Source organism: Kocuria flava, assembly GCF_001482365.1.
GTDB classification, from domain to species: Bacteria; Actinomycetota; Actinomycetes; order Actinomycetales; family Micrococcaceae; genus Kocuria; species Kocuria flava.
Genome location: NZ_CP013254.1, coordinates 1,359,359 through 1,386,187 on the forward strand (window position 1 = coordinate 1,359,359; position 26,829 = coordinate 1,386,187).

21 protein-coding genes, 3 tRNA genes and 2 pseudogenes are annotated in these 26,829 nt (G+C 76.2%); 17 read left to right on the forward strand and 9 right to left on the reverse strand.

Features of this window, described 5'->3' with window-relative positions:
- Nucleotides 1-44 precede the first annotated feature (44 nt).
- From pstS to AS188_RS06185, 4 genes and pseudogenes are all read right to left on the reverse strand, one after another.
- Nucleotides 45-1,187, reverse strand: coding sequence for a phosphate ABC transporter substrate-binding protein PstS (pstS, locus tag AS188_RS06175; protein ID WP_083529290.1), 1,143 nt, complete (start codon nucleotides 1,185-1,187; stop codon nucleotides 45-47).
- 105 nt (nucleotides 1,188-1,292) lie between these two features.
- Nucleotides 1,293-1,517 carry a hypothetical protein gene (locus tag AS188_RS06180; protein WP_112255276.1) on the reverse strand — a complete coding sequence of 75 codons (225 nt, stop codon included), beginning with the start codon at nucleotides 1,515-1,517 and terminating at the stop codon, nucleotides 1,293-1,295.
- 109 nt (nucleotides 1,518-1,626) lie between these two features.
- A pseudogene (locus AS188_RS17390) lies at nucleotides 1,627-2,058 on the reverse strand (S8 family serine peptidase); the annotation flags it as partial.
- 108 nt (nucleotides 2,059-2,166) lie between these two features.
- Nucleotides 2,167-3,687 carry an MFS transporter gene (locus AS188_RS06185; RefSeq protein ID WP_058858117.1) on the reverse strand — a complete coding sequence of 507 codons (1,521 nt, stop codon included), beginning with the start codon at nucleotides 3,685-3,687 and terminating at the stop codon, nucleotides 2,167-2,169.
- A gap of 211 nt (nucleotides 3,688-3,898) precedes the next feature.
- Here AS188_RS06185 and AS188_RS06190 point away from each other — a divergent pair, with 211 nt between their 5' ends.
- From AS188_RS06190 to AS188_RS06200, 3 genes are all read left to right on the forward strand, one after another.
- Entirely contained in the window at nucleotides 3,899-5,695 is a 1,797-nt protein-coding gene (locus tag AS188_RS06190; protein WP_058858118.1) for an AMP-binding protein, read from the forward strand.
- A gap of 668 nt (nucleotides 5,696-6,363) precedes the next feature.
- The gene (locus AS188_RS06195) at nucleotides 6,364-8,553 is read left to right on the forward strand and encodes a RecQ family ATP-dependent DNA helicase (protein WP_058858119.1); all 2,190 of its coding nucleotides are present in this window, start codon (nucleotides 6,364-6,366) and stop codon (nucleotides 8,551-8,553) included.
- 42 nt (nucleotides 8,554-8,595) lie between these two features.
- Nucleotides 8,596-9,690, forward strand: coding sequence for a glycosyltransferase family 2 protein (locus AS188_RS06200; RefSeq protein ID WP_058858120.1), 1,095 nt, complete (start codon nucleotides 8,596-8,598; stop codon nucleotides 9,688-9,690).
- A 59-nt stretch (nucleotides 9,691-9,749) separates the two neighbouring features.
- Here AS188_RS06200 and AS188_RS06205 read toward each other — a convergent pair whose 3' ends face one another.
- Nucleotides 9,750-11,252 (reverse strand): lipopolysaccharide biosynthesis protein, encoded by a 1,503-nt coding sequence (locus AS188_RS06205; protein WP_058858121.1) that lies wholly within the window; start codon nucleotides 11,250-11,252, stop codon nucleotides 9,750-9,752.
- Nucleotides 11,253-11,415: 163 nt separating this feature from the next.
- Between AS188_RS06205 and AS188_RS06210 the strand changes: the two genes are divergently transcribed.
- From AS188_RS06210 to AS188_RS06235, 6 genes are all read left to right on the forward strand, one after another.
- Entirely contained in the window at nucleotides 11,416-12,534 is a 1,119-nt protein-coding gene (locus AS188_RS06210; RefSeq protein ID WP_058858122.1) for a glycosyltransferase, read from the forward strand.
- 44 nt (nucleotides 12,535-12,578) lie between these two features.
- Nucleotides 12,579-12,667, forward strand: a tRNA-Ser gene (locus AS188_RS06215).
- Between the two features lie 167 nt (nucleotides 12,668-12,834).
- On the forward strand, nucleotides 12,835-13,737 hold the full coding sequence (locus AS188_RS06220; protein ID WP_058858123.1) for an ATP-grasp fold amidoligase family protein: 903 nt from the start codon (nucleotides 12,835-12,837) through the stop codon (nucleotides 13,735-13,737).
- A gap of 163 nt (nucleotides 13,738-13,900) precedes the next feature.
- Nucleotides 13,901-15,202, forward strand: coding sequence for an LGFP repeat-containing protein (locus AS188_RS06225; RefSeq protein WP_147050527.1), 1,302 nt, complete (start codon nucleotides 13,901-13,903; stop codon nucleotides 15,200-15,202).
- Nucleotides 15,203-15,339: 137 nt separating this feature from the next.
- Complete coding sequence (locus AS188_RS06230; RefSeq protein ID WP_143709834.1) at nucleotides 15,340-15,810, forward strand: spore germination protein GerW family protein; 471 nt, start codon at nucleotides 15,340-15,342, stop codon at nucleotides 15,808-15,810.
- An 11-nt stretch (nucleotides 15,811-15,821) separates the two neighbouring features.
- Nucleotides 15,822-16,238 carry a phage holin family protein gene (locus AS188_RS06235; protein WP_058858125.1) on the forward strand — a complete coding sequence of 139 codons (417 nt, stop codon included), beginning with the start codon at nucleotides 15,822-15,824 and terminating at the stop codon, nucleotides 16,236-16,238.
- Nucleotides 16,239-16,254: 16 nt separating this feature from the next.
- Here the strand turns inward: AS188_RS06235 and AS188_RS06240 are convergent, their stop codons facing one another.
- Nucleotides 16,255-18,393 carry a prolyl oligopeptidase family serine peptidase gene (locus AS188_RS06240; protein ID WP_058858126.1) on the reverse strand — a complete coding sequence of 713 codons (2,139 nt, stop codon included), beginning with the start codon at nucleotides 18,391-18,393 and terminating at the stop codon, nucleotides 16,255-16,257.
- Nucleotides 18,394-18,457: 64 nt separating this feature from the next.
- Between AS188_RS06240 and AS188_RS06245 the strand changes: the two genes are divergently transcribed.
- The 3 genes from AS188_RS06245 to AS188_RS06250 all read left to right on the forward strand — a co-directional run bounded on the left by AS188_RS06245 (nucleotide 18,458) and on the right by AS188_RS06250 (nucleotide 21,382).
- Entirely contained in the window at nucleotides 18,458-20,461 is a 2,004-nt protein-coding gene (locus AS188_RS06245; RefSeq protein ID WP_058858127.1) for an FAD/NAD(P)-binding protein, read from the forward strand.
- Nucleotides 20,462-20,743: 282 nt separating this feature from the next.
- Entirely contained in the window at nucleotides 20,744-20,866 is a 123-nt protein-coding gene (locus AS188_RS17625; protein WP_257721094.1) for a hypothetical protein, read from the forward strand.
- Nucleotides 20,867-20,956: 90 nt separating this feature from the next.
- Nucleotides 20,957-21,382 (forward strand): PDDEXK family nuclease, encoded by a 426-nt coding sequence (locus AS188_RS06250; RefSeq protein WP_147050855.1) that lies wholly within the window; start codon nucleotides 20,957-20,959, stop codon nucleotides 21,380-21,382.
- A 71-nt stretch (nucleotides 21,383-21,453) separates the two neighbouring features.
- Here AS188_RS06250 and AS188_RS06255 read toward each other — a convergent pair.
- Nucleotides 21,454-21,541, reverse strand: a tRNA-Ser gene (locus AS188_RS06255).
- Between the two features lie 89 nt (nucleotides 21,542-21,630).
- Here AS188_RS06255 and AS188_RS06260 point away from each other — a divergent pair.
- From AS188_RS06260 to AS188_RS06275, 4 genes are all read left to right on the forward strand, one after another.
- Nucleotides 21,631-23,061 carry a cryptochrome/photolyase family protein gene (locus AS188_RS06260; protein WP_083529293.1) on the forward strand — a complete coding sequence of 477 codons (1,431 nt, stop codon included), beginning with the start codon at nucleotides 21,631-21,633 and terminating at the stop codon, nucleotides 23,059-23,061.
- 108 nt (nucleotides 23,062-23,169) lie between these two features.
- Entirely contained in the window at nucleotides 23,170-24,153 is a 984-nt protein-coding gene (locus AS188_RS06265; protein ID WP_058858129.1) for an NAD(P)H-quinone oxidoreductase, read from the forward strand.
- Nucleotides 24,154-24,300: 147 nt separating this feature from the next.
- Nucleotides 24,301-24,783, forward strand: a complete 483-nt coding sequence (locus tag AS188_RS06270) for a hypothetical protein (protein WP_058858130.1) — start codon at nucleotides 24,301-24,303, stop codon at nucleotides 24,781-24,783.
- 16 nt (nucleotides 24,784-24,799) lie between these two features.
- Nucleotides 24,800-25,111 carry a hypothetical protein gene (locus AS188_RS06275; RefSeq protein ID WP_058858131.1) on the forward strand — a complete coding sequence of 104 codons (312 nt, stop codon included), beginning with the start codon at nucleotides 24,800-24,802 and terminating at the stop codon, nucleotides 25,109-25,111.
- 31 nt (nucleotides 25,112-25,142) lie between these two features.
- Here AS188_RS06275 and AS188_RS06280 read toward each other — a convergent pair whose 3' ends face one another.
- Complete coding sequence (locus tag AS188_RS06280) at nucleotides 25,143-25,898, reverse strand: glycosyltransferase family 2 protein (RefSeq protein ID WP_058858132.1); 756 nt, start codon at nucleotides 25,896-25,898, stop codon at nucleotides 25,143-25,145.
- Nucleotides 25,899-26,155: 257 nt separating this feature from the next.
- On the opposite strand from AS188_RS06280, the pseudogene AS188_RS17820 reads away from it, so the two are divergent.
- Nucleotides 26,156-26,422, forward strand: a pseudogene (locus AS188_RS17820) (sensor histidine kinase); the annotation flags it as partial.
- A 130-nt stretch (nucleotides 26,423-26,552) separates the two neighbouring features.
- Here the strand turns inward: AS188_RS17820 and AS188_RS06290 are convergent.
- A tRNA-Thr gene (locus tag AS188_RS06290) sits at nucleotides 26,553-26,628 on the reverse strand.
- Nucleotides 26,629-26,829 lie beyond the last annotated feature (201 nt).

Sequence of the window (26,829 nt, forward strand, 5' to 3'; positions counted from 1 at the left end):
GGTCCGCGGCCGTCGCCGTGCCCGCTCCCGGGCGGCCCCGGGGCTCAGCGCACCCGGATCGAGTCGATCGCCGCGTGCGCCTCGGCCCTGAGGTTCTCCGGCAGCGGCGCGCTCTTGACGGCCTCGGAGGAGGCCTGCTGGCCCTCCTCGCTCACCACGTAGTGGCCGAAGGCCTGGGCGAGCTCCACGAGGGCCGGGTCCTCGTAGCTGGTGCAGTAGATGTGGTACGACGCCAGGACCACGGGGTAGGCGCCCGGGACGTCCGGCTCCCGGTCGATGTCCAGGGCGATGTCGTGCTCGGCGGTGCCCTCCACGCGGGTGGCCGCGCCCACGGCCCTCCCGGCGGCCTCGCCCGAGACGGCCACGTACTCGTCGCCGACCTTCACCCGGGCCTTGCCCAGGGACTCGTCGACGAGGGAGTCGTCGGCGTAGGTGACCGCGCCCCGGGTCTCCCCGGTGAGGCTGACCACGCCCGCGTTGCCCTGCGCGCGCTCCGTGGGCAGCTCCGCGGGCCAGCTGCCGTCCTCCTCGTCCGGCCAGGCCTCCGGTGCGACGGCGTGGAGGTAGTCCGTGAAGTTCTCGGTGGTCCCGGAGTCGTCCGCGCGGGCGATCGGGGTGATGGGCAGGTCCGGCAGGTCGGCCTCCGGGTTCTGCCGGGCGATCGCCGGGTCGTCCCACCGGTCGATCCCGCCGCGGAAGATCTGCGCGATCGTCGTCGCGTCGAGGTTCAGCTCCTGGATCCCGGGCAGGTTGAAGGCGACGCTGATCGGGGAGATGTAGACGGGGATGTTGAGCGCCCCCTCCGGGCCGCAGAACTGCCGCACCTCCTCCTGCTCCTCGGCGTCCAGGTAGGCGTCGGAGCCGGCGAAGTCGGTGCCCCCGCCCACGAGCGCGCTGCGGCCCGCGCCGGAGCCGGCGGAGAGGTACTGCACGCGCGCGTCCGGGTGCTTGGACTCGAAGCCGCTGCGCCAGGTGAGCATGGCCGCGTTCTGCGCGGAGGAGCCCACGCCCGTGAGGATCCCGGAGAGGTCGGAGCCGCCCTGCTCGGCCGCCCGGCGCTGCTCCTCGCCCAGCGGGTAGTCGGACCCGCAGCCGGTGAGGGCCAGCAGGGCCGCGGCCGGCACGGCGGCGGCACGGAGGGCGCGGGTGCGCAGGAGGCGCCGGGGCGCGCGCTGGGGCTCGGTCACGGGTGGAACTCCTCGGGGACGGGGGAGACGGGCCGGGTCGGTCGCCCAGCCTACCCGGCGGGCGGCCGGCCCTCGACGGCGGGGAGCCGCCGGCGGCCCGGCCGGTCACTGGACCGGCGCGTCCGGGGGCGGCAGCCGGTGCTCCCGCTGCTCCTCGACGCCGGCCACGCCCTCGACCCCGCGCACCGCCGGCAGGCGCGCGGCGGGCAGCTCGCCCGTGCCGAGCCCCGGCACGGCCCGGACCTGCTCGACGTGCATGCCCTCCGCGCGCAGGTGCGTGCCCACCGACTCCATCGCCGTGCGGTGGGCGTCGTCGACCACGACCGTCACGCGCACCGTGGCGCGCCCCGCAAAGGCCCCGTCCTCCGGCCGCCGCCGTGCCGGCCGCGGCCACGAGCAGCGTCCCCCGGTCCAGGGTCCGCAGCCCCGCGGCGGTGTAGGTGGGGGAGACCTCCCGGACGTCGGAGCCCAGGGACAGGGAGACGATGTCGCAGCGGTTGGCCGGCGCCCACTCGATGCCGGCGAGGACCTGGGCGTCGGCGCCCGAGCCGTCGTCGGCGAGGACCTTGCCCGCGAACAGCACGGCGCCGGGGGCGGTCCCGTAGCGGGGGCCCTCGGCGGGGGCGGCCGGGACGGCGCCGGTCCCGGCGCAGTGCGTCCCGTGCCCGTGGCCGTCCTGGGCGCTCTCCCCGGGCACGAACGAGCGCGCCGTGACCTCCCGTCCCGCGACGTCCGGGTGCCCGAGGTCCGGCCCGGTGTCCAGCACCGCGACGCGCACGCCGGCGCCGGTGAACGGCGAGCGCACCGCCTGCACGGCCTGCAGCCTGCAGGTCGAGGCGTGGGCGTCGCGGAACACCGGCGGCAGCGGCACGGGCGGGGACGGCCCGGACGGGGGCGTGCCGGGCGGGGACTGCCCCGGCGGCCCGGGCGGGGCGGCCCGGCCCAGGAGCCGGCGCCGGAGGCGGGCCCACCGGGGTGTTCAGTGCGCCGCGGGCTGGCGGCGCAGCAGCAGGCGCACGAGGACGGCGGTCGCGGCCAGCAGCCCCGCCCCGATCGCGGCGGAGGCGTGGACCCCGGTCTCGAAGGCCCCGACGGCGGAGGTCAGCAGCTGCCCGGCGGCCGCCGCGTCCAGGTCCCCGGCCACGCCGACCGCCCCGCCGAGGGTCTCGGCGGCCACCGCCGCCTGCTCCGGGGACAGCCCCGGCGGCGGGGCGAAGGCGCGGGCGTAGCCGGCCGTCACGGCGGTGCCCAGCACGGCGACCCCGAGGGCGGCCCCCAGCTCGTAGGCGGTCTCCGAGATCGCGGAGGCCGCCCCCGCCCGCTCCGGCTCGACCTCGGCGAGCACCAGGTCCCCGGCGAGGGTCTGGGCCGCGCCCGAGCCGATGCCCGTCACCACGAGCGCGGTGACCAGCACCGTGCCGTCGGAGAGGTCGCCCAGGGCCACCATGAGGAAGCCCGCGGTCATCACGGCCAGCCCGGCCGGGACCACGACCGCCGGGGGCACCCGGCGGGCCACCCGCACGGCGACGAGCCCGGAGAGGATCGTGGCCGCGGCGCCGGGCACCAGGGCCAGTCCGGCCCGCAGCGGGGGCAGGCCCTCGACGAGCTGCAGGTGCTGGGAGACGAAGAAGAGGAAGCCGATGAACACGGTGCTCGCCACGAGGTTGTTGACCAGCCCGCCGGTGAAGACGCGGCGGCGGAAGAGCCGGACGTCGAGCATGGGCACTGGCCGGCGCAACTGGCGGCGCACGAACGCGGTGCCCGCGAGCAGCGCGGCGGCCCCGGCCGCCGCCGCGGCCGGGGAGGCCCCCGCCGCGCCGGTGGACTTCAGGGCCCAGACGGCGCCCAGCATCGCGGCCAGCACGAGCGCGGCGCTGACGAGGTCCACCGGCCCGGGCCGCGGGTCGCGCGACTCCGGCACGAGCACGGGCCCCAGCACGAGCAGGGGCACGAGCACCGGCACGGCCACGAGGAACACGGACCCCCAGCGGAAATGCTCGAGCAGGACCCCGCCCACCACGGGGCCGAGCACGCCCCCGGCGGAGAAGCCGGTGGCCCAGACGGCGATCGCGGTCCGCCGCTGCACGGTGTCCCGGAACAGGTTGCGGATCAGGGACAGGGTCGCCGGCATGAGCATCGCCCCGAAGACGCCCAGCACGGCCCGGGCGGCCACGAGCGCCGGCCCCGAGGGCGCGAAGGCCGCGAGGGCGGAGACCGCGGCGAAGCCGGTGCTGCCCACGAGCAGCAGCCGGCGCCGGCCCACCCGGTCCCCGAGCGCGCCCATGGGCACGAGCAGCCCGGCCAGCACGAGCGGGTAGGCGTCGACCATCCACAGCAGCTGCCGGCCGGTGGGGCGCAGCTCGAGGGAGATCTGCGGCAGGGCGAAGTGCAGCACCGTGTTGTCCACGGAGATCAGCAGCACCGGCAGCATCAGCACGACCAGCGCGCCCCACTCGCGGGCTCCGGCCCGGGCGGGGGCGTCGGGGGCTGGGGGCGTCATGGGGCGGGGCCTCCTGGACTCACGGGGTGCGGGCTCCCATCCTCCCAGAGCCGTCCGGCGGTGCCGGTCGGCACCGCGCACCGGGCCGCCGGGGCGGGACAGGACCCCGCACCGGGCCGCACCGGGTCGCCGGGTCCGGCGGGGGCCGCGCACTAGACTGCACCGGAAGGCCGGGCCGGCCGGGCCCGGCGGGAGCGAGGAAGAGGTCCCCATGGTGGAGGCGCACCCCACGAGCACGGCGTCCGGCGCGGAGCAGGACGTCTCCCGGCAGTACGAGGCGGTCCGCGACCGCCTCGTCGAGCTGCGGGAGGACTACGAGCGGGCCTGCGAGGAGTTCCGCTGGCCCCGGATGGAGCGGTTCAACTTCGCCCTGGACTGGTTCGACCACGTGGCGGCGGACCCGCGGCGCGGGGCCCGCGACGCCCTGTGGATCGTCGACCAGGACGGCACGGAGACCCGCCGCACGTTCCGCGAGCTCTCGGCGGCCTCCGACCGCACGGCCTCGTGGCTGCGCGGGCTCGGCGTGGGACGCGGGGACCGGATCCTGCTGATGCTCGGCAACCGGCTGGAGCTGTGGGAGACGCAGCTGGCGGGGATGAAGCTGGGCGCCCCGGTGATCCCCACCGCGGTGATGATGCCCCCGGCGGACCTCGAGGACCGCGTGCGGCGCGGCCGGGTCTCGTGGGTCGTCACCGACGCCGCCAACGCCGGGAAGTTCGCCTCCGTGCCGGGGGACTACGGGCTCGTCGTCGTCGGGGACGAGGCGGAGCTCGCGGCCGTGCCCGGGGGGCTGGGCCGGCCCGTGCACGCCTACGCCGAGGCGGCGCAGGCCCCCGGGGAGTTCGTCCCCGACGGGCCCACGAGCGCGCACGACCCGCTGCTGCTGTACTTCACCTCGGGCACGACCTCCCAGGCCAAGCTCGTGGAGCACACCCACTACTCCTACTCCTACGGGCACCTGTCCACGGTGTACTGGATGGGCCTGCGCCCCGGGGACGTGCACCTGAACATCGCCTCCCCGGGCTGGGGCAAGCACTCGTGGTCGAACTTCTTCGCCCCGTGGATCGCCGAGGCCACCGTCTTCGTGCACAACCAGGAGCGCTTCGACGCCGCCGGGCTGATGGCGCAGATGGACCGGGCCGGGGTCACCAGCTTCTGCGCCCCGCCCACCGTGTGGCGGATGCTCATCCAGGCCGACCTCGGGCAGGTGCGCCGCCCGCCGTCCTCCGCCGTCTCGGCGGGCGAGCCCCTGAACCCGGAGGTCATCCGGCGGGTGCAGGAGGCGTGGGGGGTGACGATCCGCGACGGCTACGGCCAGACGGAGACCACGCTGCAGATCGCCAACACCCCCGGTCAGCCGGTCGTCCCGGGGGCGATGGGCCGGCCGCTGCCGGGCTTCGTCGTCGAGCTCTTCGACCCGCAGACCGGGCGGCGGGCCGACGAGGGGGAGATCTGCCTGCGGGTCGACGACGACCCGCCGGGGATCATGGCCGGCTACATCGACGAGCCGGAGCGCACCGCGGAGGTCGTCAAGGACGGCTGGTACCACACCCGGGACATCGCCCGCCGGGACGAGCAGGGCGTCTACACCTACGTGGGGCGCACCGACGACGTCTTCAAGGCCTCCGACTACCGGATCTCGCCGTTCGAGCTGGAGTCCGTGCTCATCGAGCACCCGGCCGTGGCCGAGGCCGCGGTGGTCCCCGCCCCGGACCCGGTGCGCCACGCCGTGCCGAAGGCCTACCTCGTGCTCGCCGGCGGGGCCGAGCCCACCCGGGAGCTCGCGGGCGAGATCCTGCGCTTCGCCCGGGAGCACCTGGCCCCCTACAAGCGCGTGCGCAGGGTCGAGTTCACGGACCTGCCCAAGACGATCTCCGGGAAGATCCGGCGCGTCGTGCTGCGCGAGCGGGAGGAGGCCGCCGGGCGGGACGCCCCCGCGCCCGGCCGCCCGGACGCGGGGCTCGGCGTGGAGTGGACCGAGGCGGACTTCCCCGGCCTGCGCGGCTGAGCCGCGGGACGAGTGCCGCGCCGGGACCCGTGACCGCGGGTCCCGGCGCCTGCAATGTGACGTAACCCACGCGAGCACCGCTTCCCGGGTGTGGGCCGTTCGGGGGACGGGGTGGCGCGGGGCTCGTCCCCACTTCCTGCGACAGGAGCGGCCGGACATTACCCGGCGGTAAGCCGGGTGCCTTGGCAAACCCGTCATTGACCAGTGCAAACCCATGATTCCGGGTCTTTGTCGGCCGTTCGGCGGGCCGCACCGGGGACCGTGACAGGACCGGGGAACCCTGCCACGATGATCGTGATCGGCCGCCCCACGGGGAGGACCGAACGGCCCGCCGGGGGGCGGGCCGGACCGCGGTCCGTCGGGGGACGGACCGCCCGCACGAGGCATCGGGGGGTGCCGGTGCGGACCGGTCCGCCGGGAGGCGGACCACCGGGAGCGCCGCTGGGGAGCGGTGGTTCCCGCACAGGCGAGTCTCTGCTCGCCACCGGCCGCAAGGCCGGCCGGTGCGCCCGCTGCGGGGGCCGTCCGAGGAGGACGGGCAGCGGGCGCACCGCTCTGTCCGGGCTCCCCGCTCCACCTGCCGCCCGGCCCGTCCCGCGGGCGGTCCGCCCGGCACCGGGCGGCAGAGGACCGCCGACGACGTCGGGGGGCTCTGCGAGACTGGACCCATGACGAGCTCCTCCTCCCCGACCACGCTCCCGGCCGTCCCCGCGACCCCGGACCCGCGCCTGCACGAGGACGCGCTGGAGCTGCTGCGCGCCCTCACCGGCCGGGACGACGCCGCGTTCCACCCCGGCCAGTTCGAGGCCGTCGAGGCCCTGGTCGGCCACGGGCGCCGCGCCCTGGTGGTCCAGCGCACCGGGTGGGGCAAGTCCGCCGTCTACTTCCTCTCCGCGCTGCTGCTGCGCGCCCGGGGCCGCGGGCCGACGCTCATCGTCTCCCCGCTGCTGGCGCTGATGCGCGACCAGGTCGCCGCGGCCGAGCGCGCGGGCGTGCGGGCGGCCGCCATCAACTCCGCCAACGCCACCGAGTGGGGCGAGATCGCCGCACGGCTGGAGGCCGACGAGCTCGACGTCCTGCTCGTCTCCCCGGAACGGCTCAACAACCCGGTCTTCCGCGAGCAGCAGCTGCCGCGGCTCGTCGCCCGCCTCGGGCTGCTCGTGGTCGACGAGGCCCACTGCATCTCCGACTGGGGCCACGACTTCCGTCCCGACTACCGCCGCATCCGCGACCTCATCGCCCGCCTGCCCGCCCGGGTGCCCGTGCTGGCCACCACGGCCACCGCCAACGAGCGCGTCGTGGCCGACGTCGAGGAGCAGCTGGGGGTGCGCCTGGACGGCAGCGGCACGGGCGAGGTCTTCACCCTGCGCGGCCCGCTCTCGCGCGCCTCCCTGCGCCTGGGGGTGCTGCGCCTGCCGACCGCCACCGCCCGGCTCGGCTGGCTGCTCGAGCACCTCGGGTCCCTGCCCGGCAGCGGGATCGTCTACACCCTGACCATCAGCGCCGCCGAGGACACCGCCCAGGCGCTGGCCGCGGCCGGGATCCCCGTGCGGGCCTACACCGGGCGCACCGACCAGGCCGAGCGCGAGGAGCTCGAGGCGGCCCTGAAGAACAACGAGGTCAAGGCCCTGGTCGCGACCTCCGCGCTGGGCATGGGCTTCGACAAGCCCGACCTCGGCTTCGTGGTGCACCTGGGGGCGCCCTCCTCGCCCGTGGCCTACTACCAGCAGGTGGGCCGCGCCGGGCGCGCCACCGACAGCGCCGACGTCCTGCTCCTGCCCGGGGCCGAGGACCGCCAGATCTGGGAGTACTTCGCGACCGCGTCCATGCCCACCGAGCACAAGGCCGAGGCCGTGCTGGCCGAGCTGGGCGCCGCCGGCGGGCCGCTGTCCGTGGCCGTGCTCGAGTCGCGGGTCGACCTGCGCCGCAGCCCCCTCGAGCTGCTGCTGAAGGTCCTCGCCGTGGAGGGCGCCGTGGAGCGGGTCCAGGGCGGGTGGCAGGCCACCGGCGCGCCCTGGCGCTACGACGCCGAGCGCTACGGGCGGATCGGCGCCGCCCGCACCGCCGAGCAGGACGCGATGCTCGAGTACGAGACCACCGACCGGTGCCGCATGCAGTTCCTCGCCCGCCAGCTCGACGACACCACCGCCGAGCCCTGCGGGCGCTGCGACACCTGCGCCGGCGCCTGGTACCCCACCGCCGTGGACGAGACCGCGACCCGCTCGGCCGGGGCCGCCCTCACCCGCGTGGGCACGGTCGTGGAGCCCCGCGCCCAGTGGCCGACCGGGATGCCCCGGCTCGGGGTCGAGGTCAAGGGCCGGATCCCCGAGGGCGAGCGCGCCGAGGAGGGCCGGGCCCTCGCCCGCCTGACCGACCTCGGGTGGGGCAACCGGCTGCGGGAGCTCTTCCGCCCCGGGGGAGAGGGCGCGGTCGCCGACGGCCCCGTGGACCAGGCCCTGGGCCGCGCCTGCGTGCAGGTGCTCGCCGAGTGGCAGTGGCCGGCCCGGCCCGCCGCCGTCGTCTCCGTCCCGTCCCGGTCGCGGCCGCAGCTGGTGCGCTCCCTCGCCGAGGGCATGGCCGCCGTCGGGCACCTGCCCTACCTCGGTGCGCTCGAGGTCCCGGAGGGCCACCCCTCGGGCGGGCACGGCGGCAACAGCGCCTACCGGCTCGCGGCCGTGTGGGAGAAGTTCCGGGTGCCCCCGGAGCTGGCCGCCGCCCTCGAGGAGCTGCGGGGTGCACCCGTGCTGCTCGTCGACGACCTCGTCGACAGCCGCTGGACCCTGGCCGTCGCCGCCCGGGAGCTGCGCCGGGCCGGGGCCGGGCCGGTGCTGCCCTTCGTGCTCGCCGCCCAGGGCTGAGCCCCGGCGGGCGCCCCGGCGCCGTCTTGTACGCTGTCCAGCGTGCCGAACCCCGCCGCGCCGCTCGTCGACGTCATCATCCCCGTCCACACCCCCGCCCGGCCCGTGGACCGCGCGGTCGCGTCCGCGCTCGCCGGCGGCCTGCCGGCCGGTCCGGGCGGGGTGCAGGTCACGGTGGTGTGCCACAACGTCGACCCCGCGCTGATCCGCGAGCGCCTCGACCCCGCCGACCGCGACCGCGTGGAGCTGGTCGCCTTCCGCGACGACACCCGCAACCCGGCCGGCGCCCGCAACCTCGGGATCGAGCGCACCCGCGCCCCGTGGCTGTCCTTCCTCGACAGCGACGACACCCTGGACCCGGGCGCCCTCGCCCGCTGGCTGGAGATCGGCCGGCGGCGCGGCTCGGCGGCCGTGCTGGCCCGGGTCTCCCGGGAGGGCGGGGCGGTCGTGCGCACGCCGGTCACCCGCCCCTGGCGCACCCGCGACCTCGACGCGGTCGCCGACCGGCTGGCCTACCGCACCCGCGTCTCGGGGCTGTTCCGCACCGAGGCGATCCGCCGGCTCGGGCTGCGCTTCCCCGTGGCGTACGCCACCGGCGAGGACCAGTCCTTCTCCCTGCGGCTGCACGCCGAGGCGGGGCGGATCGACTACGCCCGGGGCCGGCCGGGCTACCACCTGCGCGACGACGCGACCGACCGGATCACCGACGCCGCGTCCCCGCTGGCCGAGGTCCTGCAGGCCTTCACGGACCTCGCCGCCTCGCCGTGGCTGCGCTCCCGGCCCCTGGCCCTGCGGCGCGGCTACGCCGTCAAGGTGCTGCGCCTGCACGTCTTCGACGAGGTCACCGCCCGCACCCGCCGCGGCTCCTGGGGCGCCGAGGACGCCGCCGCGGCCCGTGACGCGGTGCGGATCCTGCTCGCCGAGGCCCCCGGCGCCGAGCGGGCCCTGTGCCGGGCCGATCGGGACCTCGTGGACCTGCTGGCGCGCGGCGAGACCGACCGGGCCGCGGTGACCCGCGCCGCCGAGGCCCGCCGCCGCTTCGGGACCCCGGCGACGCTCGTGCCGCGGGAGCTCTCCCGGGTGCTGCACCGGGACGGGTCGCTGCGGTTCATGGCGGCCGCCGCGCTCATGGGCTGAGGCCGCGCCCGCCGGGGCCGGACCGGACCGGACCGGCGGGTCGCTCCGGGAGCGGGTGGTCAGGACCGGCGTCCGGGCAGGCGCCCGGCGGCGGTGCGCAGCACCGGACGCAGGTCCCGTGCGTTGAGCAGCCCCCACGCGGCGAGGAACGCCAGCGTGACCCCGGCCGTGGGCAGGAGGCGGAACTGCTCGCCCAGCACCTCGAGCCCGCCGAGCACCATCGCGTAGCCCAGCACGATCCGCAGCACGACCCCTCCCCACGGCATCCGGTCCAGGCGCCAGACCACCAGCAGCGGCAGGGCCGCGCTGCACACCGAGCCCACGAGGTAGCCCAGCGCGGCGGCGGTGATCCCCAGCCGCGGACCGAGCACGAGCATCGTGGCCAGGCCCAGCACCAGGCCTGTGCCGTTGGCGGCGGCGAGCACCTTGATGCCCCAGGACTCCGTGCCGTTGAGCCGGGAGTTGGCCGCGTTGAAGCTCGTGGCCGAGACGGCGAAGAACAGGATCACGAGCAGGTGCTCGGCCCCGACGAACTCCCGGCCGAAGACCACGAGCAGCACCGGCTCCGCCCAGAGGATGCCCACGCCGAAGACCGGCAGGAACACCGTGACCATCGTGCGGAGGATGGTGTCCACCTGCCGGGTCAGGCCTGCGGTGTCCCCGGCGGCGAACATCCGCGCCACGCTGGGGGACAGCGCGATGAGCATCGCCGAGGAGAGCATGCTCGCCGGGGTCGCCAGGGAGACGGCCGCCGAGTACAGGCCCAGGGCCGCGTCCGTGTCCACGGTCTTGCCGATGATCACGGACAGCTGCATCAGCCCGCTCGCGGCCACCAGGTGCGCCGAGCCCCAGCCGGTGAAGACCAGGATCTCCCGGCGCAGGGCCGGGTCGGGCCGGCCCGCCGGGCCGCGGGGCCACGACGGCAGCGCGAAGCAGAGGTAGCCGGTGGCCAGGGGCAGCAGCAGCGCCCAGTGCCAGCCGCCCAGGAGCACGAGCACCAGCAGGGTCAGCGTGACGAAGGAGCTCAGCGCGTCCCACAGCGTGGAGGTCACGAACTGGTTGTTGCCGGTGCGCACCCCGCGGGCGAAGTAGTAGCCGGACATCGCCAGCACGAGCAGCCCCGCCGAGAGGGCGTGGGCCCACGAGAGGCCGAGCAGGAACGCGCCCAGCAGCACGGCGGAGGCGCCGAGCGCTCCCGCCCCGGCGGCGGCGCTGCGGGCCGTGAACGCGGCCACCGCCGCCTGCCCGTCCCGGTCCTGGCGGCCGCGGGCCATCGCGACGAACTTCGAGGCCGCGGAGCCGGTGGCCTGGGGCCACAGCAGGATGAGGAACATCGCCAGGGAGATCACCACGTTGACCTCGCCGAGGGCCTCCTGGCCCATCAGCCGCCCCACGAGGACGCTGTAGCCGAACCGGGACAGGCCCTGGACGAAGACCCCCAGCACGGTCAGGGCGAAGGCCGAGCCGAGCGGGTTGTCGGTGTTCTCGTGGTTGGGGGCAGGGAAGAGGGCCGCCCGCAGGCGCGAGAGCATCCCCGCCGGGACGGGATCCGGAGTCGTCATCGTCGCCCGAGTCTACTCGCGGGTCCGTGCCCGCCCGGTGCACCGCACCCGCGCCCGGCAGGGGAGCCGGCCGCCGCTAGGCTGGGCCCATGACCGCCGCACCGCCGCCCCTGCCCGTCGCAGCCCCCGCCCGCCCCCGCGGCGCGGACCGGGGCTGAGGCCCGTGCGCGTCCTCGTCGTCAGCACCTGGTTCCCCTCGGCGGAGGCGCCGGGGGAGACCCCGTTCGTGGTGCGCCACGTGCGCGCGATCGCCCGCGACCACGACGTGCGGGTGGTGCACCTGCGGCTGCTGCGCCCGGGACCGGTGGTCCGCGAGCAGTGGGAGGGGCTGCCCGTGGTGCGCCTGCCGTTCGCACCGTCCCGCCCGGCCACGCTCCTGCGCGCCTACCGCGAGCTGTGGCGGGCGCTGCGCGGGGCGGACGTGCTGCACTCCATGGCGTTCTCCACCGCCCTGGTCCTCGCCCCGTTCACCGGCCGGCGCCCCTGGGTGCACACCGAGCACTGGGCGGGGGTCACCGCCCCCGAGCGGATCAACGGCCTGTGGGTGCGCCTGGCCGCGCTGCGCCACGTGCTGCGGCTGCCCGACCTGCTGACCGGGGTCAGCGAGACCATGTGCGCGAGCCTGCGCCGGTTCACGCGCCCGGAGCGGGTGGTGCTGTGGGGCAACGTCGTCGACCACGACCCCGAGGTGGTGCCCCCGCCGCGCGGGCCGGTCCTCGAGCTGGTCGCCGTGGGCCGGCTGACGGCCACCAAGGACCCGCTGCTGGCCCTCGAGGCCGTGGACTGGATCCGGCGCCGGGGCCGGGACGTGCACCTCGTGTGGTGCGGGGGCGGGCCGCTGGCCCTGGAGGTCGAGCGGAGGGCCGCCGAGCTCGGCCTCGGGGACGCGGTCGAGCTGACCGGCGACGTCCCGCCCGCCGAGGTGCGGCGCCGCCTCGCCGCGGCGGACGTCTTCCTGCTGCCCAGCCGCATCGAGACCTTCTGCGTGGCCGCCGCCGAGGCCCTGGCCGCCGGCCGGCCGGCCGTCATGGGCGACCGCGGCGGGCAGACCGAGTTCATCGACGAGCGCAGCGGCCGACTCGTCGGCGAGCGCACCGGCGAGGCCTTCGGCCGGGCGGTGCTCGCGTGCCTGGAGCCCGGCGGCACCGCCGCCCCGGAGGAGCTGGCCGCCGGGATCCGCGGCCGCTACGGGGCCGAGGCGGTGGCCGCGGAGGTCGACCGGCTCTACCGCGACCTCGTGGCCGCACAGCGCTCTTTGACCCGCGGACCGTCCAGCCATTAAGCTGGCCGGTGTTGTCCGGATGCCTGCGCACCGGGCGCCACCCAGGAGACGTGCCAGAGCGGCCGAATGGACTTCACTGCTAATGAAGGGTCCGGGTTAAACCGGACCGGGGGTTCAAATCCCCCCGTCTCCGCGGTCGTGATGTCCCAGGACATCGGAAGCACCCCGGACCTGCGGTCCGGGGTGCTTCTCCGTGTCCGGGTCCCGGGGCCGTGCCCGCGGGGACGGCGCGGGAACCGGGCGGGACTTCAGTAGCCTGGACCCGGAGAGCACCCCACCCAGGAAGCAGGTACGGACGACGTGGCCGCCAAGAGAGCACCGGAATTCACCAAGAACCCGTGGATCACCCGGGACGGGCGGGGGCCGGCGCTGGCACGCCGCGCCGTGAGCCTCATCCCCCTGGCGCTGCGCCGCCAGGCCTTCTACCTCTACCGCCACCACCGCTTCTTCCGGTGGCGGCCCCGGACCTTCACCGAGAAGATCCAGTGGCGGCTCCTCCACGACCGCCGCGAGCTCTTCGCCGTGGGCGGGGACAAGATCGCCATGAAGGACCACGTCGCGGCCATGGGCCTCGACCTGGAGGTGCCCCGCACCCTGTGGCACGGGGAGGACCTGCGCGCGGTCGCCGACCACGACTGGGGCTGCGACTGGGTGCTCAAGCCCGTCACCGGCTCGGGCTACTCGGCCTTCGGCTCCGGCAGCCTGCGCGGCAGCGGCCTCGACCTCGACGCGGTCGAGCACTGGCGCGCCGACGACGCCCACCGCATCTACGGCGAGTGGCACTACAGCCGCTCCCGGCCGGGCTACCTGCTCGAGGAGAGGATCCCGACCCGGGACGGTGCCTCCCCGAACGACTACCGGTTCTTCGTCTTCGACGGCCGCGTCCACGTCGTCCAGATCGACACCCCGCGGGTGGCGAAGGTCCAGCGCCGGTTCTACGACCGGGACTGGACGCCCCTGGACGTCCGCCAGGCCGGTGCCGACCTCGCCGACCCGGTGGACCCGCCCGCGACCCTGGGGCGGATGGTCGAGCTCGCCGAGCGCATCGGCGCCGAGTGGGACTTCGTGCGCGTGGACCTCTACGACGCCGACGGCACGATCTGGTTCGGGGAGCTCACCCCCGCCCCCACCGGAGGGCTGGCGCCCTACGACCCGCCGGAGTTCGACCGGCAGCTCGGCGAGCTCTGGCGGCTGCCCGCCTGAGCGTCCGGTCCGGGCGGGACGGGCCGGAAAAGGCCGCTCCGCTGGCAAGTCGACAGGTCGGCGGAACACGACACGCGGACGTCGGTGCCGGCGGCACGTCGTGCGCACGGCGACGCACTACCGTCAGCTCCGCACACGTCCCGTCGACGCCCCGGAGGCCTCCATGCCCCGCACCACAGCCGTCCGCCTCGGATCTCTTCTCACTGCGGCACTTCTGACGGCCATCGGAGCCGGGGTCCTGGCCGGTCCGGCGCATGCAGTGTCGCCGGTCTCAGCGCCGGAGCGGGCTGTCGTCATGGTGCCGTCCGCTCCGGCCGTCGGCGGGGCCATCCGGGCGAAGTGGCTCAGCCTGGGCGGCAGCGGCGGGTTCCTCGGTCATCCCACGAGCCATGAGCGGCGACTGCGGGACGGCGGGGCGTCGCAGTCCTTCCAGGGCGGACAGATCCACTGGTCCCCGGGCAACGGCGCGCATGTCACCAAGGGCGGAATCCGGAAGACATGGGCGGTACTCGGGTGGGAGAACGGGTTCCTCGGCTATCCCACGAGCGATGAGCGCCGGCTGCGCAGCGGTGGGGCGTCGCAGTCCTTCCAGGGCGGACAGATCCACTGGTCCGCGGCCTCGGGCGCTCACGCCACCCGCGGGGCGATCCAGCGCAAGTGGGCCTCGGCGGGGTGGGAGAACGGAAGCCTACGGTATCCCACCAGCCATGAGCGTCGACTGCGTGACGGTGGGGCGTCGCAGTCCTTCCAGGGCGGGCAGATCCACTGGTCCCCGGGCAATGGTGCCCACATCACCAGGGGTGCGATCCAGCGGACCTGGGCGGCCTCGGGCTGGCAGGACGGCCGCTACGGATACCCGGTCGGAGACGAGTACCGGACCCCGACGGGTGCGGCCCAGCGTTTCGAGGGCGGCACCATCACGTGGACCGACCCGGCCAAGCGGGTGCACAGCGGATACGGCGACGACGTCATCAGCATCACGAAGCCGGACGGCCCGGGAAGCATGGCCGTGGTGGAGGCGACGCACGACGGAAGCAGCAACTTCATCGTCTGGGGCCAGGACGCCGGCTACGCGGACACCGATCTGCTGGTCAACGACATCGGCACGTACTCGGGCAGCATGCTGCTGGACGAGGACGACTGGGGGGCGCCCACGGTGCGACTTCGGATCACCGCGGACGGCGCCTGGACCATCTCAGTCCGGTCGGTGAACTCCCTGCCCTCCTACGGTGCCGACCGCACCGTCTCGGGGCGCGGCAGCTCGGTGTTCCGCTACTCGGGTCGCTCCACGACCCGCCAGATCAACCACACCGGCAACAGCAACTTCATCGTCTGGTCCTATCCGAACAATGGGTACGCAGACCTTCTCGTCAACGACATCGGCACCTACTCCGGACGTGTGGCCTACCCCGGTCCTGCCGTCATCGAGGTCGAAGCGGATGGGTCGTGGTCTATCAGGCCCTGAGCTCCTCCCCAGCCCGCGCGGGGACGGTGCGGTCCAGGAACCGATGGGGTCCCGTCATCCTGGCCGCACCCCGTGACCGGGCCCGCCGGTCTCCCTAGACTGGCGGCACCGCAGCCGACCGCGCCGAGGGGGACCCCATGACCGACGACGACGCCCGTCCCGCCGCCCCGCCGACCGCCGCCCCGGGACCGGGCCCGGCGCAGACGGTCCCGCCGGCCCCCGCGCCCGGCCGCGCCGGACCCCCGGGCGCGGGTCCCTCGGGGATCCCCGACCGCACCGTGCTGGAGCGCTCCGTCGACGCGCTGACGGTGCGCCGGGTCTTCGGCGAGGCCTACGAGCTGGGCGCCGCCACGGTGATCCCGGTGGCCCGTGTGCGCGGCGCGGGCGGCGGCGGTGGCGGCTACGGGCAGGAGGAGCACGGCTCCGGCGGCGGGCAGGGCCTCGGCTACGGGGTCCGCGCCGAGCCGGCCGGTGCCTTCGTGGTCACCGGCGACCGGGTGAGCTGGCAGCCGGCCGTCGACGCCGAGCGGATCGCGCTGACCTCGGTCCTGGCGTTCTTCGCGACCGCCGCCGCGGTCGGGCTGGCCGTGCTCGGCCGGCGCCGCTGAGGGGCGCGGCGGTGCCGTTCCTGGTGCGGGTGCTGGTCAACGCGGCCGCCCTGTGGGCGGCCGCGTGGCTGCTGCCCGGCATGACGATCGAGGCCGACCCCTCCGTGGTCGCGGCCGTGGGCAGCCCCACCACGGCCGCGGTGCTCGCCCACCTGTTCCTGGGCCTCGTCTTCGGAGTGGTCAACGCGGTCGTGCGGCCCGTGCTGCAGCTGCTGTCCCTGCCGATCACGTGCCTGACGCTCGGGCTGTTCGCGATCGTCGTCAACGCCCTGATGCTGTGGCTGACCGCCTGGCTGAGCTCGTTCACCCCGCTGCGGCTGGGCATCGACGAGTTCTTCTGGACGGCGGTGCTGGCCACGCTGATCGTCGGGGTGGTCTCGCTGCTGCTCGGCTGGGCCGTGCCCGAGCGGCGGGCGCGAACCCGCTGACCCCCCCCCGGGCGGGTCAGTCCCGGTGCAGCATCCGCCACAGGAACTCGTGGGAGAGCGCGTGCAGCCGCGCGGCCTGCTTGTTGTCCCCGGCGCCGGCGTGCCCGCCGTTGGTGGCCTCGTAGAACCACACGTCCTCGTGGCCGAGCCCCTGCAGGCGGGCGGCGGCCTTGCGCGCCTGGACGGGACCGACCCGGTCGTCGCTCGTGGCCGTCCAGAACAGCACGGGCGGGTAGTCCTCCCCGGCGCGCATCAGGTGGTACGGGGAGAAGGTGCGCAGGAACTCCCACTGCGCCGGGTCCTCGGGGTCGCCGTACTCGGCGATCCAGGAGGCACCGGCGGACAGCTGCGTGTAGCGGCGCATGTCCAGCAGGGGCACCCCGCAGGAGACGGCCCCGAACAGGTGGGGCCAGCGGGTGAGCATGTTGCCCACGAGCAGCCCGCCGTTGGAGCCGCCCGAGCAGGCCAGCCGCTCCCGGGAGCAGACCCCGCGGGCCTGGAGGTCGGCGGCCACGGCGGCGAAGTCCTCGTAGGCACGGTGGCGCCGCTCCCGCAGCGCCGCCCGGTGCCAGGAGGGGCCGTACTCCCCGCCGCCGCGGATGTTGGCGAGCACGTAGACCCCCGAGCGACCCTCGTCGTCGGTGCGGGCCAGCCAGGAGCGCCCGAGGGAGCCCGAGTAGGAGGGGGTGCGGGAGACCTCGAAGCCGCCGTAGCCCGAGAGCAGCGTGGGGTTGCGCCCGTCGGCGACCAGCCCGGCCGGGCCCACCTGGAAGTAGGGCACGCGGGTGCCGTCGGCCGAGACGGCGAAGTGCTGCTCGACGACCAGCCCGGAGGCATCGAAGAAGGACGGGGCGCGCTTGACGACCCGCGGCGCGGTGCCGGGGTCCGTGCCGGTGGCCAGCGTCCCGCGCGCGACGGTCGTGGGCGTGAGGAAGCCCGTGGCCACGAGCCAGTGGTCGTTGCCGGCCTCGGGGTCCTCGTCGTCGACCGCCCAGGCGTCGACGCTGTGCAGCGCGGGCGCCCCGGGCAGCTCCGCGGTGGTCCACGTCCCGGGCTCGGCCACGAGCACCACGGAGGAGACGTCGCGCAGCAGCTCGAGCAGCAGCCGGTCGGCCGTCCAGGACCACGACTGCAGGGACGTGTGCGCGTCCGGGACGAAGACGGGCACCACGGTGCGGTCCCCGGCCAGGAACGCCTCGAGGTCCGCGGCCAGCAGCGACCCCGCCAGGTGGCGCGTCCCGCCCAGCTCGAAGTCCTCCTGCGGGCGCAGCAGCAGCCACTGCCGGTGCAGGTCCACGGTGACGGTCTCGGGCACGTCCACGTGCACGAGGCCGCCGTCGCGCACCAGATGGGTGCGGGAGGAGAAGAAGTCGACGACGTCCACGGCGACGTCGCGCACGAAGCCGGGGGTGTGGTCGCGCACGAGCACCGCCTGCACGTGGTCCTCGGGCACCTCGAAGACCTGCCGGGCCTCGGCGAGGTCCTGGCCGCGGCGCAGCACGCGCACCGTGCGGGGGTAGGAGGAGGTGGTCAGGCTCCCCGGGCCGAAGTCGGTGCCCACGTGCACGGTGTCCGCGTCCACCCAGGTCACCGAGGACTTGGCGGTGGGGACGTCGAAGCCGCCGGGCACGAACTCGCGGCGCTCGAGGTCGAACTCCCGCACCCGCTTCGCGTCCCCGCCGTCGGGGGACAGGCTCACGAGCGCCCGCCGGTGCACCCCGCCGGTGTACTGCGGGCGCAGCAGGCGCGCCCCGCCCCACACCCAGTCCACGCCCTCGGCCGCGGCGAGGGCGTCGACGTCCAGCAGCACCTCCCACTGCGGGTCCTCGCCGGTCCACGACTCCCACCCGGTGCGGCGGAACAGGCCGCGCGGGTGCTCGGCGTCGCGCCAGAAGTTGTAGTAGTGCTCCCCGTGCTTGGCGACCATGGGGATCCGGTCGGCCGAGTCCATCACCGCCAGCACGTCCGCCTCGAGCCGCTCCAGGGCCGGGCCCTCGAGCAGGGACAGGGTCCGGGCGTTCTGCCGGGCCACCCACGCCAGCGGGGCGGGCCCGTCGATCTCCTCGAGCCACAGGTGCTCGTCGTGGGGCTGCCCGGCGGGCGGGGAGCCGGCCGGGGCGGTGCTGCGGGCGTCGGTGCCGGTGCTCTCGCTCATGCGGCCATCGTAGGCGGGGTCCGCCGTGCGCCGGCCCGGGGCGCGGGTCGATACGCTGGGCGGCATGAGTGCAGCGGGCGGAGCGGGTGCGGAGCGGCGGGTCGTGGTCATCGGGGCGGGGCCGCGCGGGCTCTCGGCCGTGGAGCGGTTCGCGGCGCGCTCGGCGGCCACGGGCACCCGGGTGCGGCTCGACGTCGTCGACCCCTTCCCTCCGGGACCCGGGCACGTGTGGCGCACGGACCAGTCCCCGCTGTACCTGATGAACACCCCGTCCCTGTTCCCCACCGTGGTCCCCGACGACGGCGTGCTGCCGGTCGACCCGCTGCCGCCGCTGCGGGGGATGAGCTTCGAGCGGTGGCGGCTCGCGGTCGTGGCCGGGGAGATCACGATCGACGCCGACGACGCCGCGCACCTGACCCGCATGACGCCGAGGTCGTACCCCTCCCGGCGCATGTACGGGGTCTACCTCGAGTGGGTGCTGCGCACGCTGCGCGAGGTGCTGCCCCCGACCGCCGAGCTGCACGCCCACCGCGCGGAGGCCGTCGGCGTGCACGTGCGCGCGCAGGCCCGGCACCGCTACGACGTCGAGATCAGCGGCGGGCAGAACCTCCCCGCCGACGCCGTGGTGCTCGCCCTGGGCCACCTCGACGCCGACCTGCGCCCGGACCAGAAGGAGCTCGTGGACGGGGCCGCCGAGTTCGGCCTGGACTACCGGCCGCCGGCCGTGCCCGCCGACGTGCACTGGGACGCGCTGCCCGCGGGGGAGACGGTCCTGGTGCGCGGGATGGGGCTGAACTTCTGCGACGTCCTGGCCCAGGTCACCGAGGGCCGCGGCGGGATCTACACCCAGGAGGGGGAGCGGATGCGCTACCACCCCTCCGGCCGGGAGCCCGTGATCGTGGCCGGCTCCCGCCGCGGCGTGCCCTACCGCGCCAAGGGCGAGTTCGGGGGCTACTACGCCGACGGGGCCCGGCCCCACCACTTCACCCTGGAGGCGGTGCGCGCGCTGGCCGCGCGCACCCGGGGGAAGCTGTCCTTCGACGCCGACCTGTGGCCGCTGATCCGCAAGGACGCCGTGCGCCACTACTACGCGGTGCTCGCCCGCACGGCCCCCGAGGCCTTCGAGACCGACCCGCAGCGGTTCCTGCAGGAGCTCGACGCCGTGCTCGCCTCCGGCGACGACCATCCCGAGGGCCCGTGGGCGAGCCGCGCCGAGGCGCTCGTGGCCACCGCCGTGGTGCCCGGGCGCAACATCAGCGCCGCCCGCCTCGCCCGGCCGTTCGAGGGGGTCAGCTTCGACTCCCACGATGCCTTCGCCGCCGCCGTGGTCCACCACCTCGACCGCGACGTCCACGGGGCGCTCGCCGCGGAGGACGACCCGGTGCGCATGGCCATCGCCTCCCTCAACGCCTCCCGCACGGTGCTCAAGGCCGTGCTCGCCGACATCGGCATCGACGACGCCTCCTGGCACGACGAGCTGCGGCGCAGCTTCGAGCCGTTCGTGGAGGGCCTCGCCTCCGGTCCGCCCGTGCTGCGCATCCAGCAGCTCGCCGCGCTGGCCCGCGCCGGGGTGGTGCGCTTCCTGGGCCCGGACCCGCAGTTCCGCGTGGACGAGGAGGCCGGCTGCTTCGTGGGCACCTCGCCGTGGGTGCAGGACGAGCCCGTCCACGCCCGCCACCTCGTGGAGGCGATGTCCCCGCCCAACGACGTGCGGCGCAACATCTCCCCGCTGCTGACGTCGATGCACCGGGAGGGCCTCGTGCGGGTCCGCGCCCTGGACACCGTGGACGGTGTGGCCACCGTGCCCTCCACCGGCCTCGACGTCACGGCGGCCCCCTACCGGGCCGTGCGGGTCGACGGCGGCGCCGAGCCCGGGGTCTTCGTGCTCGGGCTGCAGCTGTCGGCCGTGCAGTGGGGCGTGGCGATCGCCGCCGAGGCCGGGGCCTCCGCCGAGCTGGGCGCGCGCACCCTGGCCGACGCCGACCGGGTCGCCGAGGCCGTGCTCGCACCCCGCCCCGTCCGCTCGGGCCCCCTCCCCGCCCGTCCGGGCGCCCTCCCCACCCGATGAGTGACCCCGTTCGCGCCGGCGAGTGACCCCTCCCCGCCGGCGAGTGACCCCGTTCGCGTCGGGTGACCACGGAAGATCGGGGTCACCCGACGCGAACGGGGTCACTCGGTGCCGAGGCGGGCCGGGGGCCGGGGCGGGCCGGGGGCCGGGGCGGGCCGGGGCGCCGGGGGCGGTGCGGATCCGCACTGCACCGTGGAGCCGCACCCGGCCCGTCGTGGCCGCCGGTGCACAGGGTGGCCGCCCCTGCCCCTGGAGCGGGCGGCGTCCGTCCACGGTGGCGGGATGACACCGCTCCCGCACCGGCTGCTGACCCTCCAGGACCTCGACGATCTCGGTCCCGTCGTCGGCTCTCTCCGCCGTGCCGTCCGGGAGGGCGTGCTCGTGCGGGTCGTGCCCGGTGTCTAGGCCCCCGGGCCGTGGTGGCACTCCCTCGGGCGCCCGGGGCAGGCCCGCCAGCGCCACGTCGCGGCACGTCTGACGGCGCTCGTCCCTCCCGTGTTCTGCCGGACGCTCGCGGGGCAGCGGGGCGTGCGCCGCGCCCGCTTCGTGCTCAGCGTGGCCGATCCGCGCGCCGAGTCGGCGGGGGAGACCCTCACCGGGCTGGTGATCCTGCGGGCCGGGCTGCCGCTGCCGGAGCTCCAGCACGAGATCCGCACGGTCCGGGGGACGTTCCGCCCCGACTTCGCGTGGCCGGCGGCGCGGGTGCTCCTGGAGTTCGACGGCGCGGTCAAGTACTCGGGCCGGTACGGCGCCGCGCCGGAGGTCGTGGTGGCCGAGCGGCAGCGGGAGAAGGAGCTCACGAACCTCGGCTGGCGCGTCCTGCGCACCGACTGGACCACGGTCACCCGCCGGCCCAGAGGCGCTGGCCGGCCTGCTGCGCCGGGAACTGTCCGGCCGCCACCCGCTGTGGGGCGCGAGTGACCCCGGTCGCGTCGGGTGACCACGGTCTCTCGTGGTCACCCGACGCGACCGGGGTCACTCGGCGGCGGGGGCGGAAGGTAAGGGATTTGAACCCTTGGCACGGGGTCACCGCGCACCGGTTTTCAAGACCGGCTCCTTAGGCCGCTCGGACAACCTTCCCCGCGCCCGGCCGGGACCGGCCCGCCGAACGCTCGCCCATTCTTCCACGCGCGCTGGAGGCCGCCAAAGCGCGGGGCTAGGGTGGGCGCGTGGACGCAGCGGAGGGCCCGGGACGGGCGGTGACGGTCGTGTGGTTCCGGGACGACCTGCGGATCACCGACCACCCCGCCCTCGACGCCGCCGTCCGGCGCGGGCGGGTGCTGGCCCTGTACGTCCTGGACGAGGACTCCGCCGACGTCCTGCCCCTCGGCACGGCGGCCCGGTGGTGGCTCGACGGGTCCCTGCGCTCGCTGCGGGCGTCCCTGGCGGAGCTGGGGATCCCGCTGGTCTCGCGGCGCGGCCCGGCCGGGGAGGTCGTGCCCGAGGTGCTCCGGCGCACCGGGGCGGGCGGCATCACCTGGAACCGCCGCTACGGCGGGCCCGAGCGGGCCGTCGACGCAGCGGTCAAGCAGTGGTGCGCCGGCCACGACGTCGAGGCGCACTCCTTCGCCGCGGCCCTGCTGCACGAGCCGTGGGAGGTGCGCACCGGCACGGGCAGGCCCTACAGGGTCTTCACCCCCTTCTGGAAGGCCCTGCGCGCCCGGCCCGTGCGCCAGCCCCTGCCCGCGCCGCCTGCCGGGCGCGGCGCACCGCCCGCGCTCGCGGCCGCGGCCGGCGACGAGGACCCGCAGGCGTGGGCCCTGCGGGCGGACCGGCGGCGGGCGGAGGACCTGGGCGCGTCGTGGACCACCGGGGAGGCCGCGGCCTGGGAGCGGCTGGACGACTTCCTGGACCGCGTCGAGGACTACGCCGAGGGCCACGACCGTCCCGACCGGGACGCCACGAGCAGGCTCTCCCCGCACCTGCGCTGGGGCGAGCTGAGCCCGCACGCCGTCTGGGACGCCACCGTGCGGCACCGGGCCGACCAGGGCGGCAGCCCGGGGCTGGAGAAGTTCCTCACCGAGCTCGGCTGGCGGGAGTTCAACTGGCACCTCCTGCACGAGCACCCGGACCTGCACCGCCGGCACCTGCGCCCGCGCTTCGACGCCTTCCCGTGGCGCTCCGGCGAGGAGGCGGCCGCGGACCTGAGCGCCTGGCGGGAGGGCCGCACCGGCGTCCCCCTCGTCGACGCGGGCATGCGCCAGCTCGCGGGCACCGGGTGGATGCACAACCGGGTGCGGATGGTCACCGCCTCCTTCCTCGTCAAGAACCTGATGGTCGACTGGCGGGCCGGGGTCGGGGTGTTCCACGACGCGCTCGTGGACGCCGACGCCGCGAACAACGCCGCCAACTGGCAGTGGGTCGCCGGCTCGGGGGCCGACGCCAGCCCCTTCTTCCGGATCTTCAACCCCGTCACCCAGGCCCGCCGCTTCGACCCGGAGGCCCGCTACGTCCGCCGCTGGGTGCCCGAGCTCGCCGCCGAGGGCATCGACCCGCACGAGCCCGGGCTGCTGGGCCCGTCGGCCGGCTACCCCGAGCCGCTCGTCGACCTGCGGGCGAGCCGGCAGCGCGCCCTCGACGCCTGGGCGGCCACCGCCTGAGCACCGCCGTCGTCCCGTCCCGTCGGCGACCCGGCGGCGGGAGAGGACACAATGGCCGTACCGGACACCACGGGCGGCCCGGCGCCGCCCCCGAGAGGAAGGCCCACCATGCGCGCAGTGCTCGAGACGACCCCCGGAGGCCCCGAGGTCCTGACCGTCACCGAGGTCCCCGCCCCCGGGCTGACGCCCGACGGCGTGCGGATCCGGGTGCGGGCGGCCGGCATCAACCGCGCCGACGTCATGCAGCGGCTCGGGCGCTACCCCGTGCCGCCGGGCGCCTCGAAGATCTTCGGGCTCGAGGTCTCGGGCACCGTCGCCGAGCTCGGGCCCGAGGTCCCCGAGGACGCCGGGCTGGCCGTGGGCGACGAGGTCGTGGCCCTGCTCGACTCCGGCGGCTACGCCGAGGAGGTCGTCGCCCCCGCCGCCCAGGTCCTGCCCGTCCCCGACGGCGTGGACCTCGAGGCCGCGGCCGGGCTGCCCGAGGTGTGCGCGACCGTGTTCTCCAACGTCTTCATGGCCGCCGCCGCCCGCGAGGGCGAGGTCGTGCTCATCCACGGCGGGACGGGAGGGATCGGCACCAACGCCATCCAGATGTGCCGGGCGCTCGGGCTGCGCGTGCTCACCACGGTCGGCAGCCCCGAGAAGGCCGCGGCCGCCCGCGAGCTCGGCGCGGAGACGATCGACTACCGCGCCGAGGACTTCGTCGAGCGCGTCCGCGAGCTCACCGACGGCCACGGCGCCGACATCGTCCTCGACGTCGTCGGCGCGATGTACCTCGAGCGCAACCTCGACGCCCTCGCCGTCAACGGTCGGCTCGTGGTCATCGGCCTGCAGGGCGGGCGCAAGGGCGAGCTGGACCTCGGCAAGCTCATGGCCAAGCGCGCCGCCGTCATCGGCACCACGCTGCGCTCGCGCCCGGCGGGGGAGAAGGCCCGCATCATGGCTGCGGTCGGCGAGCACGTGTGGCCGCAGGTGGCGGACGGGCGGATCGCGCCGGTGGTCAACCGCACCTTCCCCCTCGAGGAGGTCGCGCAGGCCCACGAGTACTTCGACTCCGGCGCCCACATCGGCAAGGTGCTGCTCGTGCCGTGAACCGGTCGCCCCGGGGCGGCGTGCCCGGACCTGCCGACCGGGCCTCCCGGTCGCGGGGCAACGGCCGGGGGAGCGACCGCGGGCGGACGGCAGGCCCGTGCGCCCGCGTAGGATGAGACGTCCGCTCGAGAAAGGATGGACCCGCCCGTGGGATTCCTGCGCGACTACCGCGCCGCCCGCCGCGACGAGGCCGAGCTCGGCACGGGGGTGTGGCGCCGCGCCCACGACCGGTTCCGCCGCGGCCTCGACCGCTTCCACCAGATCCTCGAGTCGCTGCCCGACCGGGAGGTCGTGCGGGCGGTCGCGCCCACGGCCAACGCCCTGGCCGACCTGCTGCCCGAGGTGCGGGAGGTGTGCGCAGCAGCCCACCGCCGGGCACCCAGCCACAGCCAGGACATCCCGGCCTCGGCCGGCGGCCACCTCAACGACGTCCACCGCGAGCTCTCCCGCGCCGGCAACGCGATGGCCCAGGCCGCGGAGGCGCTGACCATGGCCCGCTTCGTGCGCGACGACGACGCCCACCGCCTCGACGCGGTGGCCCGCCGCGCCGAGGCCGTGCGCGGGCACGTGGACCGGGCCCGCGCACTGCTGGCCGACGCGGGCCGCGGGGTGGACCCGACAGGGTACTGATGGTTTGATGGGCGCCATGACCGTACCCGGACACCGCACCCCCGACGACCACGGCTCGCCCCTGGGCCGCCCCGGCCCCGCGCCGCTGCACGGCCCGCCCGGCTACGACCTCCCGGCGGACCGGCGCCGCGCCTGGGAGCGGTCCGGCGGGCACTCCTCGGGCTTCCGGATGCTCCCCTTCCCGGGGTGGTCCACGCGCACCCGGCGCGGCACGCAGGTCACCGTCGGCGGCTGCTGCCTGCCCCTGCCGATCGGCTGCCTGGCGACCACCGTGCTCACCGCGGCCGCGGTCGTGGTCGCGACCGGCGCCCGGCGGCGCACGGGCTGAGCACCGCCCTCCCGGTGGGTCCGGCGGCGGCTCAGGCGGCCGCGCCCACCACGGGACGGGCTGCCACGGCGTGCACGTCCTCCGGCGCCCGGCCGTGCTCCGGTCCCTCGGCGGCGGGCGTGCGCACCACCGGCTTCTGCTCAGCCGGTTCGGGCGCGGCGGGTCCGTGCTCAGCCGGTTGGAGCTCAGCCGGTTCGGGCGCGACCGGTTCGAGCACCGCGGCCTCGTGGCCGGCCGCCCCCTGGGCGGCCGGTGCGTCGTCCGCCTGCAGGCCCGGGCCGGAGACCGGTGCGCCCAGGCGCCAGCCGAGCGTCTCGAGGTCCAGGGCCAGGCGGCCGTGGCCGGTGACCGGGCCCTCGTCCCAGTAGCGGCCGAAGGTGGCGCGGACCTCCTCGAGGGCCTGGCGGCGCACGACCGCGGCCGCGCCCTCCCCGGGCGCCCGGCGGACGGGCACGGCACCGACGTTGCGGTCGCGCAGGGAGGTCACCGCCTCCTCCAGGAACTGCACGGGCAGCTCGGCGTCCGCGTCCAGGACGAGGACGAGGTCCTCGGGGGCCATGCGCACGGCGTCGAGGACCTGGTTGAGGGCCCCGGCCTCGTGCGCGGCGTTGTCGACGGTCAGCAGCACCTCCGTGCCGGCGTCGAGGGCGGGCGCGACGGCGGCGTCCGCGGCGTCGCCGCACACGACGACGATCCGCTCCAGCGGGCGGCTCTGCCGCCGCAGGGCGGCGAGCGTGCGGCCGATCCTGGCTCCGGCCCGGAGCGCGGGGACCACGGCGATGATCATGACGAACTCCTCCCCACTGCCGCCCCGCTCCCGCCCTGGGGCGGGGGAGGAGCACGGGACCGGCCCCCCGACCGGTCCGAGCCGCCTGCCGCTCCCTCCGGACCGGTGCCCGGACGAGGGCGGGAGCGCTGCTGCTGGGGCCAACTGTAGACCCGCCCTCCGACAGTTCCCATCGGCACATCCGGGGACAGGCCGCCCGCGGCGGGGTGGCGCTGCGGGTCGAGGCGCCGCTGCGGCTGCGGGCCGTGTGCGACCCCGTGCGCCTGGGACAGGTCCTGGACAACCTGCTCTCCAACGCCGTCAACTACTCCCCGGAGGGCGGGCCCGTGACGGTGCGGGTGGAGCGGGACGGGGACACGGCCCGGCTGCGGGTCGCGGACCGGGGGATGGGCCTGCCCGCCGAGGACGCCGAGCGGGTCCTCGAGCGCTTCGGGCGCAGCCGCAACGCCCGGATGAGCGCGATCCCCGGCCTCGGACTGGGCCTCGCGGTGGCGCGCACGATCGTCGAGGACCACGGCGGCACCATCCGCTGCGACAGCGTCCTGGGGGAGGGCACGGTGTTCACCGTGGAGCTGCCCGTGCGCGGGCCCCTGGGCGGGCAGGACCCCGGCACGACGGAGGCCCCGGTCTGTGCGGACCGGGGCCTCGAGGCGGTGGAGCCCCCTGCCGGAATCGAACCGGCGACCTTTTCATTACGAGTGAAACGCTCTACCGACTGAGCTAAGGAGGCGTGCACCGGCCGCCGGGGCGGCCTCAGTGCGAGTGAAACTGTAGCAGAGGACGCCGTGGCGCCCCCAATCCGGCCGGGCCCGCCGCAGGAGGCCGGGCCCGGGATGTTCCCGCGCTGTTCACCGCGGCGTCGGCCGGGCCGCCTTCCGCCCGCCGGCGCCCCGGCCGACCATGGAGGCACGACGACGGGGCGACCGGCCCC

Coding starts and splice junctions, on each gene's coding strand:
- AS188_RS17625 (WP_257721094.1), top strand. CDS start 20,744: ATGACACCGCTCCCGCACCGGCTGCTGACCCTCCAGGACCTCGACGAT.
- AS188_RS06205 (WP_058858121.1), bottom strand. CDS start 11,252: ATGACGACTCCGGATCCCGTCCCGGCGGGGATGCTCTCGCGCCTGCGG.
- AS188_RS06230 (WP_143709834.1), top strand. CDS start 15,340: ATGACCGACGACGACGCCCGTCCCGCCGCCCCGCCGACCGCCGCCCCG.
- AS188_RS06240 (WP_058858126.1), bottom strand. CDS start 18,393: ATGAGCGAGAGCACCGGCACCGACGCCCGCAGCACCGCCCCGGCCGGC.
- AS188_RS06225 (WP_147050527.1), top strand. CDS start 13,901: ATGCCCCGCACCACAGCCGTCCGCCTCGGATCTCTTCTCACTGCGGCA.
- AS188_RS06195 (WP_058858119.1), top strand. CDS start 6,364: ATGACGAGCTCCTCCTCCCCGACCACGCTCCCGGCCGTCCCCGCGACC.
- AS188_RS06280 (WP_058858132.1), bottom strand. CDS start 25,898: ATGATCATCGCCGTGGTCCCCGCGCTCCGGGCCGGAGCCAGGATCGGC.
- AS188_RS06265 (WP_058858129.1), top strand. CDS start 23,170: ATGCGCGCAGTGCTCGAGACGACCCCCGGAGGCCCCGAGGTCCTGACC.
- AS188_RS06190 (WP_058858118.1), top strand. CDS start 3,899: ATGGTGGAGGCGCACCCCACGAGCACGGCGTCCGGCGCGGAGCAGGAC.
- AS188_RS06275 (WP_058858131.1), top strand. CDS start 24,800: ATGACCGTACCCGGACACCGCACCCCCGACGACCACGGCTCGCCCCTG.
- AS188_RS06245 (WP_058858127.1), top strand. CDS start 18,458: ATGAGTGCAGCGGGCGGAGCGGGTGCGGAGCGGCGGGTCGTGGTCATC.
- AS188_RS06185 (WP_058858117.1), bottom strand. CDS start 3,687: ATGACGCCCCCAGCCCCCGACGCCCCCGCCCGGGCCGGAGCCCGCGAG.